Annotated in this window: 7 protein-coding genes; 2 read left to right on the top strand and 5 right to left on the bottom strand. The window is 48.6% G+C overall.

Features of this window, described 5'->3' with window-relative positions; translation table 11 throughout:
* Positions 1-36 precede the first annotated feature (36 nt).
* The 5 genes from PsW74_RS10135 to PsW74_RS10110 form a co-directional block, all read right to left on the bottom strand.
* Positions 37-669 carry a tyrosine-type recombinase/integrase gene (locus PsW74_RS10135; RefSeq protein ID WP_063286833.1) on the bottom strand — a complete coding sequence of 211 codons (633 nt, stop codon included), beginning with the start codon at positions 667-669 and terminating at the stop codon, positions 37-39.
* 419 nt (positions 670-1,088) lie between these two features.
* Positions 1,089-5,408: a hypothetical protein gene (locus PsW74_RS10130; protein WP_063286832.1), complete on the bottom strand. Its 4,320-nt coding sequence runs from the start codon at positions 5,406-5,408 to the stop codon at positions 1,089-1,091.
* A 612-nt stretch (positions 5,409-6,020) separates the two neighbouring features.
* Positions 6,021-6,377 (bottom strand): YhcH/YjgK/YiaL family protein, encoded by a 357-nt coding sequence (locus tag PsW74_RS28625; protein WP_153041656.1) that lies wholly within the window; start codon positions 6,375-6,377, stop codon positions 6,021-6,023.
* A 1-nt stretch (position 6,378) separates the two neighbouring features.
* A complete protein-coding gene (locus tag PsW74_RS10115; RefSeq protein WP_063286830.1) occupies positions 6,379-7,008 on the bottom strand; it encodes a 2-dehydro-3-deoxy-6-phosphogalactonate aldolase in 630 nt (209 codons plus the stop codon).
* 17 nt (positions 7,009-7,025) lie between these two features.
* Positions 7,026-7,943 (bottom strand): 2-dehydro-3-deoxygalactonokinase, encoded by a 918-nt coding sequence (locus tag PsW74_RS10110; RefSeq protein WP_082830537.1) that lies wholly within the window; start codon positions 7,941-7,943, stop codon positions 7,026-7,028.
* Between the two features lie 231 nt (positions 7,944-8,174).
* On the opposite strand from PsW74_RS10110, the gene PsW74_RS10105 reads away from it, so the two are divergent.
* Both PsW74_RS10105 and PsW74_RS10095 read left to right on the top strand, forming a co-directional pair.
* Positions 8,175-8,930 carry a helix-turn-helix domain-containing protein gene (locus PsW74_RS10105; protein ID WP_063286829.1) on the top strand — a complete coding sequence of 252 codons (756 nt, stop codon included), beginning with the start codon at positions 8,175-8,177 and terminating at the stop codon, positions 8,928-8,930.
* Between the two features lie 1,038 nt (positions 8,931-9,968).
* Positions 9,969-13,310, top strand: a complete 3,342-nt coding sequence (locus tag PsW74_RS10095; RefSeq protein WP_063286827.1) for a M10 family metallopeptidase C-terminal domain-containing protein — start codon at positions 9,969-9,971, stop codon at positions 13,308-13,310.
* Positions 13,311-13,346 lie beyond the last annotated feature (36 nt).

Genomic DNA, 13,346 nt, shown 5'->3' with positions numbered 1-13,346 from the left:
AGGATTTGGAGCTGCTCCCTTCCAGCTCCTTGTCTTCTAAATATCGATCTTCTCTGAAAGCGAGAGTGCATCCTCAAGATCGATACCTAGGTATCTGACAGTACTGTCCATCTTAGTGTGGCCAAGAAGAAGCTGCACTGCACGAAGATTACCTGTCTTCTTGTAGATCTGCGCAACTTTGGTTCTACGCATTGAGTGTGTGCCGTAAGAACTTGGTTCTAGCCCGATTGATAAAACCCACTCTTTCAGCATTCGACCATACTGTCGCGTCGAAATGTGCGGCCTGTCATGAAACCGACCAGGCCATAAATACTCTGACCCGATCATTTCTGGACTGTCTATCCATTTTGACAAGGCTGATCTGGTTCCTTCCATGAGTTCGAACTGAACAGGCTTACCGGTCTTACTCTGTATTATTGAAGTGCGCTCTTTCACTCGTCCTGCAGTAAAGACATCGACAACCTTAAGACGTACAAGGTCACACCCTCTGAGTTTGCTATCGATTGCTGTATTGAATAAAGCTAGCTCACGTACTTTGCCTGCAAGCTCAAGGCGAACACGAATGGCCCAAACGTGCTTTGGTAGCAAAGGGCGCTTTTGCCCGACAATCCTGCCACGATTCCAGGCTGGTTTTACTGGTCGGATCATAGGAAGGTTTGTAATGGTCATAACAGCTCCTCCATGCCATCCCTCAACCACCACATCGAACCGATTTTACTGCATGTAGAAGACGGTTTTGAGATCTAGATCTACAGACGTGGCAGAGTAGTAATATGCTCTGAGGATGAGCTTAGACTTCAATGAGCAAACGACATCTGTTTTGAACGTCAAAGTCTTTAGCTAGTTGGCATTGCTATGAAGTGGGCCACAAACGAACCTTAGGCCTATTCAATCTTTGGTTGAGACAGGCTCGCTTTGGTGATGAGGAGTTTTGTGTTTTGCAAGCTGGTATTGGAGAAAATTGCGTTTGAAAACTCTCCTAGAAAGCATGTCGGATCGTACCGCACAGAACAAGATCTAGATAAGCGCAATGTGTCGCCGTGAAACTACATTAAGAACGCTGATGTGCTTTCTCCGAATAATCAAAACTATTTCTTCACTTTCTTGCGCGTGAAAGTTTCTTTCAACTTCTCCCGTTTTGATTTGAACAAGTCCTGCAAAGCGGCGAGGGCTTTTTCGACGTTAGCAACATCTCCGCGAGCTTCTTTCACTCTGTCCGCTTTAATTGATGCCTGAATGTGGGAGAGGCTTTGCCGTGCTTTTTCGTGCTGCGCTTGGAACAGATTAAGCTTCTTCTGTGATTTGAGCGTATTCTGTTTCTCACTCAGTTTCTTAAGGGTTTCTACCGAAATACTGTAAAACTCTTTAAGACGCTCAAACTCCTGAGCGGTAAAACGGCCGAGTTTGTAAAGCTTCTTTCCTTTATCAATACGGGTTTGGCCCTTAAGCAGCAGTTTCTCGCAGCCGGTGAAATCTCTGTTGATCAAACATATCTGGAGGTCTTTGATGATCTCGCTCAGTTCACTCACAAGCTGTTCAAAGGTTTCTCGTTCATAAGGGTCCTTAAACTCATTGACCTGATCACTCATAGTCGTGAGTTCATCTCGCAACGTACCAATCCGGCTGGCAAATATTGTCGTCTTCTGATCTTCCGTTTCCGCTGCTGCTTCCGGATTTCTCGCTGCAACTGCTTTGATTTCATCCAGACTGGTTTTCATCACCTGAATTTGAACATCGATCACCTCAAAGCTGCGTCCGGGGTCTACCGCTTTGCCGGTCTCAAGAGAGGTAAGTGTCTCTTCTGCTGCGTTATAGGCGGTATCAAGTTGCTTCAAGTGCTTCCTAGCCACTGGATCTGCTTCAGCGATGTGCTCAACCTCATTGCGAAGATGATAGACAGAGAGCAACTCTTGTCTGGCCTTCGCAATCCGCGCAATCAACTTGTCGCTTTCTGAAGGCTCTACTTTTTTCTCTTCCGGCTCAAGGCCCAGATCACCATTCAGTGTGAGAATAGCCTCCATTACATCCAGCGTGCTCTCGATGTCATCCAGATGGGTGTCACAATCGAGCTGAGTTGACGTCTCTACCATCTGCGAGGCTGTTTTCAGCAAGTTGGTCGCGAGCTTATCACTCTCCATGAATTTTTTCAGCTCAGTTTCATTGCCAAGCAGACTGTCAGCACGACTGCCCAGCAGAGAATACCGAGTGCTCAGATCTGTGACATTGAGGGAATATTGACTTCGTAGATCCTGTAGGCCGGTAAGGACACCCTCAACTGCAGTGTTAAGCTCAGAAATCGCGCCCTCAATCGCATCGACCTGAAGTTTTGCAACCTCCACATCACGATTCATGACTGCCATCTTCAAGCCAGTCACCGCTGCCGCTCCCTTACTGTGAGCCGCTTCTGTTTCCGTTAGATCCACACCCCAGTCCACAGCCTCATTCAGCTTTGCAATGCCGATATCAAATCGAGATTGGTGATAGGAAATGCTATCCTTCAAAGACTTCAATAGATTCTCTTTGATCTCCTCAGAGGTCTTAAAGATCTTTTGCATCAATGTGAGCCCGGCTTTTGCTTCTGTCATGAAGACCTTCAGTTGAGGCAATATCTCGAAAGCCTGAACGTCATCTTGGTCAGCTAAACCCTCTGCTTTATCAAGGCTTTGCAGAGTAGATTGATGCGCCGCATTCATGTCGGAAATCTTCTCGGGCATCAGATTAGGAGACCAGATGAGATTGGCTCTCTCAATACCTTCCCGAAGGCGCTTCATATCATTGAGAATCCTGATCACTTTCCGCTCTTCCTGATCAAAGATCGGAGGATCGAGAACTTCTGTCTTTCCGCAATCCACAGACTTGGTTGATTTTGTTTTGAAAATGCTCTGCAACTGCCCATAAAGCGTATACGCGCTTGTTAGAGCAAGCTGTAGATCTGGAATGACTTCATCTTCATCCTCAGTATCCCGTTCAGCGATATCCAGTGCATCTGCCGTAAGCTGTTTTGCTTCTTTCAGGATGCCATCGAACTCAACCAGAACCTCATTCTCCAGCGTTGTACGCCACTTGGCCTCGGCCTCATTCAACCCTTTTTGAAGCTTCGCCAAATTGGCAAGCAACTTCACAAGCGTTTTTTGAGAGGTATCGTCATCTCTAACCAGGGCTTCAGAGACATTTAAGTCCGCCGGATCTTCTGGCTGAGGCACTGAGGCAGGTTCATAACTCTCTGGCGTTGCCTTCTTGCCTTTTCTCAAACCTTTAGGTTTAACAAAACAGGCCTCCATATTGGCCAGAGCCAGAGGCAGCTGCGCCAGAATTTCTCTTGCGTCTTTAACACGCCCAGCATTTAGCAGTGCTTCTGCTTCAAAAACAATTTCACCTGCAGCTGTGTTGTAACTGAGAAAATCTGCCGCCTGCCTATCATAGGCAATTTCCCGGCGGCGCTCATAAAGCGCTGCGATTTTGGACTGAGCCTCAACAATATCCGCCATGAACAGATTAACTTTGGCAGATGTGTCTACCCCTCGCTCAAAGGCAACCACCATGCCATCCAAGGCAATCTGAGCATTTTCCTTATGATCGGCGGCTTCCTCCACTTTGTTCGCACCAATAGCTTCATCTGCATCATCAAGGAACTGCTTTGTCTTTTGTGAAAAGTTCTCGAATATCTTGAGTTCTTCATTATCGGTGAAGTCACCAGTATGTGCGGCTAACTTGTCATAATCCGCACGCAACATTGCGATCTTCTTGGCCAGCTTCCCAGCTGCTCCACCTTGGTCCTGCTCTGGCGTGAACTGCACAAAGTCCTGTACACGAAACATCAAGTTGTTAAGGGGCCGACGCGCTTGCGTAATCTGCCCGTCAGCCGCAACAAGTTCTCCAGCTTGTACATGGTGTTCTGCGGTTTTGACAAAAAAGTCAAAGTCCGTCATTTGCTTAGAGAAGCGCTTGAAGGATCTTTGATATTGCTCATTTTCTTGAGCAAGAGCCTGTAACTCAGGAAAAAGGTCGTAAGCAGGCTTTGCAGCGATTTTGAGTTGCTCAACTTGGTCAAAGGCTATGTTTGTTGCAGAAACGGTCTCCTGCCGGATTTCCTCCAGTTTCTTAAGACTGCTTCTGGCCTTATCATTCTTTGCAGCTGCATTCTGGTTTTCACCATGAATAAGGTCAGTTTGTGCGTTTTTCGTCAAAGACATAACATTTTTGAACTCATGCTCAAATTGCTTAATGTTGGATCCACCGGCCTCGACTTTACTTTTGTCTTTGAAAATTTGCTCGGCTTGCCGACGGATTGTCGTCGTTTCTTTGAAAAGTAGTTTTTGCTCAGGATCTTTCAGCTTCGTTTCATCAATACTATCATCCGTTTCGTCACCCAGATCCGGATTTAAGATTTTACGCAAGACAAATCGCTGCATATTCGCTTGATGATCTTCCGCTTCTGTAATGAACTTTTCGACACCAACATAGTCTGCCTTTTGAACTGCTGAGTTCGCCTGACTGAGCGCTTTCTGAGCTGCTTCATGCTCCACATCAAACCATTTTAAGAACAACTTTGAATCTTCAACCACGCCTCTGTTTTCAGCCGTTTTGCTCACATCCCGTTCAACAAGTGACAGCTTGAGCATAGTCGCGTTCAGACGCGAGTCTGCGTCCCGCTTACCTGCCCGCACGGCTGCTTCCAGATCATTTTTACGTGATTGAGTGCGGTCCAGCGCCTCCTCAGCCATTTCTGGTTTTGGAATATTGATACCCGTATTGACGTCACGAAGCGCTTCTCGCGCGATTGCATAGGCTTTATCAACCTCATCAACATTGACGTCAGATTTTACTAGGGCAGCGCGCTCACCATAAAGGATCTCCAACTCTGAGTTGAGTTTAGCAGACTGGGCACGCAAGCCTGTAAGGATCTCATCCATTGATTTGTTGGCTTTATGTGCCAGAAGCTCAACATCCCCATAAAGAGTGTAGGCCTCTAGAATGCCAGCCTCAAGTTTCTCAACTTTCCCTTCATCAGCTCCCTTGGAGGAAAGAGCTGAGTGTTGCGCACCGAGTACATGTACAAAATCAGAGAACTTGGTTTTTACGTTTTCAAACTGGGCTTTATATGGGCCATTGGGAACAGTTTCGCCGAGCTTGTCGGCATGTCCTATTTTGGGTACCAGCCTCGTAATTTCTGTCGCTAGAACATTACGTTTATCTGTCCAGCTTGCTTCTTCTTCGACGTCAAACAGTGGAATTTCGTAGAACACGTCACCATCTGCGTCATCTCCATTCTCAACGGTCTGAGATGATGGTTCCGGCTCCTTGGGAGATCCTTTGGCATTGATCTCCTGCATCATTCCAATGATCCAGGCCTCTACTTGTGGATCCTGAGACTCATTTTCCTGATCTTCAAACCTAACCTTACCCATCAAGACACTCCATCCAGTCACTCGAAATGGTCTTATGACTTTATTTTCTATCGAGTATGAGTGCCTTTGTAGTAAATCTACTACACCTGTCTTGTTATTGGTGAATACATTACAGTAATTTCATGAGTTTTTTTTCTTTACTTGTGCTAAAATTTTCTTTGTCTTGTTGCATTGGGTGGTTGCACAGGCTCAGGACTCTGATGCCTTTTCATTTTGTGCCAAGTTATAAGGTTATCTCGATGCAGATGATTAGGCCTTTTAGGTTTATATCATTCAGCACAGACAATAGTTTGATACTCAGGCAAAACAGCAGTTCAACTTGAATACGGTATCTTCGCTCATCTGACGATCTGATTCCGGAGTAATTTAACGCGGGTGGGAGTTGTATGACATCAGAAACAGTGGCGGAAATGGGCAAAAATACTATTCTAGTGCTAGCTGCTAGATTGGCCAGTTCCAGACTGTATAATATCAACCTAAAGTTGAGAACTCTCACCGATAGAGATTACATCGAGTCAAATCGAATGGCAGCTAATGGTCATGAGTTCTATACTGCAATAGCGAAGATCTGAGACCTCATGGTTATCGAATACATTTTATGATTGATGCAACTTAGGCGCTTAAACATGGCATTGGGATCACACTAAAGCAGCGATGGTTGGTGGTGACTTTCGTAGCTTCCGAGAAAAATCTAGCAACATCAATAAATTGAAACTGAGTTGAGATTACAGACATTTTTGTTCCAAATACCACTAACATTGCAAACTTTATTATGCCGTCACAGCGTCGCTCTTCCAATGGCTGAATTTGAGCATCCACCACCATGGCGAAGACCTTCTCGCCATCGATCTCATACTTTCCCGCTTCACGGTCCTCGCCGAGGAACTCTTTGGCGTCTTGCAGAAGTTTCTTCAGCTCTGCAGAGATGAAGGGGATGATCTCCAGATGGTCCAGATTTGCGCTCAGCATGCTAGCATTCCTTCTTGTTTACATTTGTGACGAGGCCTTGTGCGCGTTGGCGCACCTGATCACGGCTGTCCCCTGATTTGAAGAGTGAGGAACCGATACCTGCACCTGCCGCACCAACCGCCATATACTCCGCAATATTGTCTGCATCGATGCCGCCAACGGGGAGCACGCGCGTGCCCTTGGGCAACACGGCCAGCATGGCCTTGATAATGGATGGATGGCAAAGTTCTGCCGGGAAGAGCTTGATTGAGTGCACGCCTAAGTCGACAGCAGCAAATGCTTCTGTTGGGGTATAAACGCCGGGCATCCAATCCATGTCGAGCAACTGACAGGCTTTGCCAACCTCTTCGCTGAAGTTGGGCGCCACGATAAACTGCCCACCTGCGTCCTTCACTGCCTTCACATTGTCACCGGTGAGCACTGTACCTGCGCCTACACTCACCTGATCACCAAACGTCTCGGCAATCAGGTAAATGCTCTTCAAAGGCTCAGGAAAGTTCAGTGGCATTTCCATAATGTGAATGCCGCCATCAACCAGCGCCTGCGCAATGTCCAATGCTTCTTCTGGTCTGAGACCGCACAAGATCGCCACTACCGGCGCAGTTTGCATGTGCCTGTCGAGTGAGTTCATTGTTTTTCCTAGCTTTATTAAATGAGGTTAAGCGCTCGAGCGATTCTTGCTGCGCCAAAGGCCGCGCAACCCTGCGGTACAATCTTTGACTTTGCACCCAAAACTGAGAGGCCTTGCTGGCACAGGTCCGGCAAGCTGCCATTACCCAATATCCAAAGGGGAGCTTGCATCTTGATGTTGGACTGGACAGCTTCTGCAAGCTCGGCGCCAATCAAAAGTCCGGAGAGGTAACATCTGGCATGTTCCTCTGGCAGTCCATCTACCAGCACGCGGGAACGAGCAGAAAAGATACGGTTGAGTAGAGATCCTGGCCCGCCCTGGCTTGCTCCTGTGCGAATGCCATCTTCAAACCATGCGCACGCTGCCCCGCACATTTGGTTGCCGAATGCACCAAGGATGCTGGATTTGATCAGGGCACTGAACATCTCTCCAGTGAGATATGTGCGGAAGCTTTGGATCGCTCCATCGCGAATAACCGCGTGTTTGGAGTGAGTTCCTGGGGTGATGATAGTTGAGCCATCGAGCTTTAAGTGAGTGAGAGCGCCGAAAATCTCCGGTTCCTCTCCCCGCATGACATCTGCCTCAACACCTTCGGCTTTGATGCCGGGGATGAACCAGAGCTCGCCTAGCTCAGGCAGAGTGAGCTGCTTTGCGACGCGCGCGAGATCACTGGTTGTTGTTGGTAGGGCGGCGTAAGGAACTTCGATCCAGCCATTGCGCGAGGTGATCATGCCGGAGAGGATGATTGGAATGCCTGCGATGTATCCCTGCAAACTTGTGAGGGCATTTTGCAGGACCTCTTCAAACCTTCCGCTGGCATGTAGGATTCCGTCATCGCTTGAGATTTTGTCGATGATATTCAGTTGGTTATCGAGCGTGCAGGCTCGAAATGAGCTCGTTCCCCAATCAACCGCGACCAGACTCGCATCTGTCATGATCAGCGCCCCATTTTCTCGCGTCATTCCGTTGGAGTGCGCGTGTGTTTTGTGTTGGATCACGCAGATCCGCACATCAAACAATCATTTCATTGCTTTTATAGCAACATAAATTCATGTCGGAACTATGCTTACAGCTTGTGGAGCAGTGGGAAAGGACGGTGATCCAGCTGGAAACTGCCCGTGCTCTTACAGTAGTGTTGCTATTGATAACTCAAGACGGAAGCAGATATGACGACCAAGAGTCCGGCCCAGTCCAACAAAAGCATCTCTGACGGCTTTATCGTCTTGCAGGCACTGGCCTCTGCCTATCGCCCCATGGGCGGGCGCGAGCTGGCACGACTGCTGGATATGGAAACCACACGGGTTAACCGACTGCTGAAGACTTTGGCTTCCATGGATATTCTGCAGCAGACCAATCAACGCAAGTATGAGCCGGGCCCGGGCATGCATGTGCTCGCTGCGCAAAGCCTGCATGCCTCCAGCTTGCTGCGCCATTCTATGAACGCGCTAGAAACGCTGACATCAACAGGCTTGATTGTAGCGCTGGGAGTTCTATGGCGGGATCAGGTTGCCTACCTCTACCACCGCACGCCAGGTATGTCGGCTGGAGACGCCCTTGGCCGGATCGGGTCGCGGCCTGCAACAATGACGGGCGTGGGTATGGCGCTGCTCGCAGATAAGTCTGATGAGGAGATAACAACTCTCTATACCGAACGAGATATCCCCGGTTTCCCCGAGGGGCCAGAGACGCTTTTGGAACGGCTCGATGAGATCCGTTCCAAAAGCTATGCCTACATTGAGGTTCAACCAGACCCTCTCGGAAAAGCCAGCGACATCCACCAAACCATCGCCACCACAGTAGGCACCCCAATCACCGCCGCCATAGCCGTCTCCGGCTGGATTCCCGAACCCAGCACAATGGAACTAATGAAGCTCCTGAACAGCTGTAAGGAGACGATTGAGGGGAACATGGGCGTAGGTTAAGGCGTTGAATTTTAGAATACACTTTACCATCAATACTTTGTGTATAAGTCCGGCAACTTGATTAGTGGGGTGTATGACCACAGCGACAGGAGGCCAATACCTCTCCCTTGAGCATTTTGACACCTTTGACGTACGTCTACCCACCCCACCACGTAATTTTCGTGCTGGAAACAGAAGATCCACGCATTCTAAATGCAAGCAGAAGCTGCAAGTGTCTGTAAAATACTGTACGTGAAATTTCTTCAATATCATTGATCAACCGCAAGCTGGTTATAATGTTAAATCCGCACAACCTCAGATAGGTTATGAATAAACGCAAGCGCACGAAATAGCGATAAAGTAATTTATTGTATTATTGATTAAATATTTTAGCATTACGTTTGGTAACTTAAAAATTATCATCTTTAACAGCGTTGACTTTAAACCTCATTTAAAAAAGAATTCTAGCACTGCATGCAGTGTGCTTAGGTTAAATCTACACAAGGCATTGAAGAACCAAAAGAATTCTGATGTGCTTGCTCATGAGGGGACGGCACTTCACCTGAACTTGGGGCTGTCGAAATGTTTGATTACTATGAGGAATCTCTTGCCGAATGTATCGATAAGCGCACTCGTTCTTCGCGAGCTACAGCTGGTGGCATCGCCAGCCGGTTTCTGGGAGGAACCGACAGCCCAGAAAACTTATGGAAACCTCTTAGAAGCAGCATTTACGCAGCCAGTATTGCTCTTGCTCGCAGATTGAAGCCTACGCTTTTACTCAATCCGGGTTCATCAAATTCGGGCAGTCTGATTAGCTCTTATCAGGCTCATTCTGTGGCATTCACTGCTGCAAGATCTAGGGCAACCTCTAAGCAAAGAATGCCTCGGGCCGCAGCTTTCATAGCCTCTTAGCCAATCAACTCCTTCAGTCATTCTTCAATGCCATTGAATGCATTCGTGCATGCGATGTCAGGCTTTAATTGGCCGCACTTTAATTGGCCGCACCATAAAACCAAGCAGCATTAAACACCCAAACTTTGTATAACGGGAGAGACAAAGATGCCAAATTCAAACCAACCCAACGATCAGTGGTGGGTTAATGACCAAACGCCGGATAATCCGTTTGGTAAAAGTGAAGATTACGAAGCTTACATCGATTACGTCAGTGCATTGCCTCGCAGCCTGACACCTGAGATTGCAGCGCAGCCGCTGGTGATTAATGTCAGCGGATTGAATGATTACCCGGAATACAAAGCAGCAGCTATTGGCGCTTTGGAGGTGTGGTCTGCTGTTACTCCTCTCCAGTTTGAAATTGTAGATGATGTGCCATTCGACTCTGAAACACAGTGGATGGAGGTCGTTAGTCCTGCGATAGGTGAACAAAGCGACGGTAGTGCTTTCTCAAGCAACCGCTATGTCAGTATCGGTCAGAAGTTCCACGATACAGAGCCAAACAAAACAGACATCGGCGGTTATGTTTTTGACAGCTTCATCCATGAGTTCGGTCATGAATTTGGCCTGAATCACCCGGGTCTTTATAACTACAGCGGCCCTGGAGGCGTTCAGATCAACTATCTGAACAACGCGACCTGGATTTATGATCGTCAGCAATACAGTGTGATGTCTTATTTTGATGGCATTGACGTTGGAGAAACAACGCGCTGGTCAGCTTCCACGCCACTGATGGCAGATATTGAAGCTACAATCCGCCGCTTTTTCTCCGAGGTCGACGAGGATGGTGCACGGACTTACCAGAAGATCGATCTCAACACAGGTGACAACACGTACGGCTTCAACAGCACAGAGTATGGCTATGAGCTAACATCCTCTGGCATGCAGCACGATATCGGATTTACTATCCACGATACCGGTGGTGTTGATACCATTGACTTCTCCGGATCAACGGCAGGCACGATCCTCGATCTGCGTGCAGGTCAGTTCTCCAGCGTTAATGGGCACAGCAACAATGTGTCTATCTTTGCTGGCCACAATGCAGACCAGACCGAATACTACATCGAGAATGGTATCGGTAGTGAATACGATGACATCTTGATCGGTAACGATGGCGACAACGTTCTGGATGGTCGCGGCGGTGCTGACAAAATGGCTGGCGGCAAAGGTGACGATGTCTACTTCGTCGATTCCGCTGATGATATCGTACGCGAGGAAGCCGACGGCGGAAACGATACGATCATTGTGCTGAACAGCGATCTGGACCTGGGTGAAATCGAGAACGTCGAAAACATCATCTACGTGGGTGGCACTCCGACCCAGCCAGTCGATACCGGTAACGACGACACCTCAAGCGATTCCGGCGATTCTCTGACCAGCCTCATCTTTGGTGATGAAGACAACAACACCCTTGAAGGTGGAGCTGGTGGCGACACGATCTTTGGTCTGGATGGTGATGACCTCATCATTGGTGGTCGTGACACATTGGCGAGCCGTGATATCAACAACACCATTGCATTCGAAGATCTTGAAGATCAGACCGAAAGCGATGACGGAAATGACGTGCTTTATGGTGGTCGCGGCAACGATACCATCTTTGGTGGTGCTGGTGACGACATCCTTGATGGCGGTGACGGCGACGACACACTGATGGGTCAGGATGGTGTTGACATCTTCCGCGGTGGTGACGGCGTTGACACAGTCGACTACAGCCATGAGAGCCCGTTCCAGCTGCTTGTCAACCTTGAAACCAATGTTGCCAGCGGTGGTACTGCATCAGGTGACACGTTCTATAGCATTGAAAACCTGATCGGCTCTGATGACCGTATTGACCGCTTCATTGGTACAGACGACAACAACCATTTCTGGGGTCGTGGTGGCGGCGACGTCTTCAACGGCGGCGGCGGCGATGACATCCTCGACGGCGGCAACGACGGTGACCTGCTGTATGGTGATGAAGGCAATGATACGCTCATCGGCGGATCTGGTCAGGATTATCTTGACGGTGGCGAAGGCATCGACACAGTCGTTTACTCTGGAAGTTCTGAGGGCGTAACGGTTGACCTTGCTAACGGCACAGCACGCGGTGGCGACGCAGATGGTCCAGTCCAGATTGTAGGACGAGGCACAGTCATCAGGCATGATATCATCGTTGACGTTGAAAACGTTGTTGGCTCTTTCTTCGATGATCACCTCATTGGCAATGACCAGACAAACGAACTCTCTGGCGGTTCAGGTAACGACATTCTGACCGGTGGCGAAGGTGCTGACGTCCTGAACGGTGGTCGCGGCAGTGATACTGCGGACTATTCCGACGCGACCAGCGGTGTCAATCTCAATCTAGGACGCGGCAAGTCAGAAGGTGACACTTACATCTCGATCGAGAACCTCTCAGGTTCTGGACATAATGATCGCATGAAGGGTGATAACGCTGCCAACACCTTGACTGGTCAGGGTGGCAACGATGTTCTTCGTGGTGGTAAAGGCGATGATGTCCTCTTCGGCGACTTCGCTGATCAAGGTGAACCTATTCCACGCCCAGGCATGGGTACAGGGTACGCAACGCTTGGTCCAGATGCGACGAACAACTCAATCGCGACTGCATTCGATATCTCCGATAACTTCTCTCTGACAGAAGATCCTGACATCTTCGATTCAACAACTGTTCTTCATACAACAGTTAATGCGACCGGAAATGGCCAAGGTGGATACTATGGTATCGAGCTTGCTGCAGGTACGACCATTACTGTCGACATCGACGGTATTGCAGATCCAAACGTCCATGACAGCTGGGTCAGACTGCTCGATGCTGATGGAAATATTGTCACCCAGAACGATGATGGTGGCGGAGATCCCGGCTCTACAAGCAACCGTGATTCAAGCATAGTCTTCGTTGTTGAAGAAACCGGTACCTACTACATTCTGGAGGGTGCATGGTCACCGGACGTTCCAGGTGATGGTTGGTCAGAAGCAGTGCCAGAGGGTTCAACATACAAACTTAACGTATCAGTTGAATTCCCACCTGAGCCAATTCAGCCGGGTGAAGCTGGTAATGATAAGCTCTACGGCGGAAAAGGTAGTGACTTCCTTGACGGCGGCCTAGGTGCTGACATTCTGGTTGGTGGTGCTGGTGAAGATTCCTTCCGCTTCTCAACAGAGCTTGGCAACGACAATGTCGACAAGATCAAAGACTTCAGTGTTGGTGAGGATCTGATCCTTCTCGACAATGGTATCTTTGCTGAACTGGGCGGCACTGGCGCTCTTGATCTGACTGCATTCCACATGAGTGCTGCAGGTGTTAGTCAGGATGCTGCTGACCGCATCATCTACGATACCGACAGCGGTGCTCTGTTGTATGATGCAGATGGTTCAGGAGACATTGGTGCAATTCAGTTTGCACAGCTGAAGACTGGTCTGTCACTTTCTGCAGATGACTTCGTTATCGTCTGATAACTTACAGGAGGGGGACTCTCTTGCTCCCCTCCT

The organism is Pseudovibrio sp. W74 (assembly GCF_001623085.1).
Classification (GTDB): domain Bacteria; phylum Pseudomonadota; class Alphaproteobacteria; order Rhizobiales; family Stappiaceae; genus Pseudovibrio.
The sequence above is the reverse complement of the archived record's forward strand: the minus strand, read 5'-3'. Positions and strand labels throughout refer to the sequence as shown.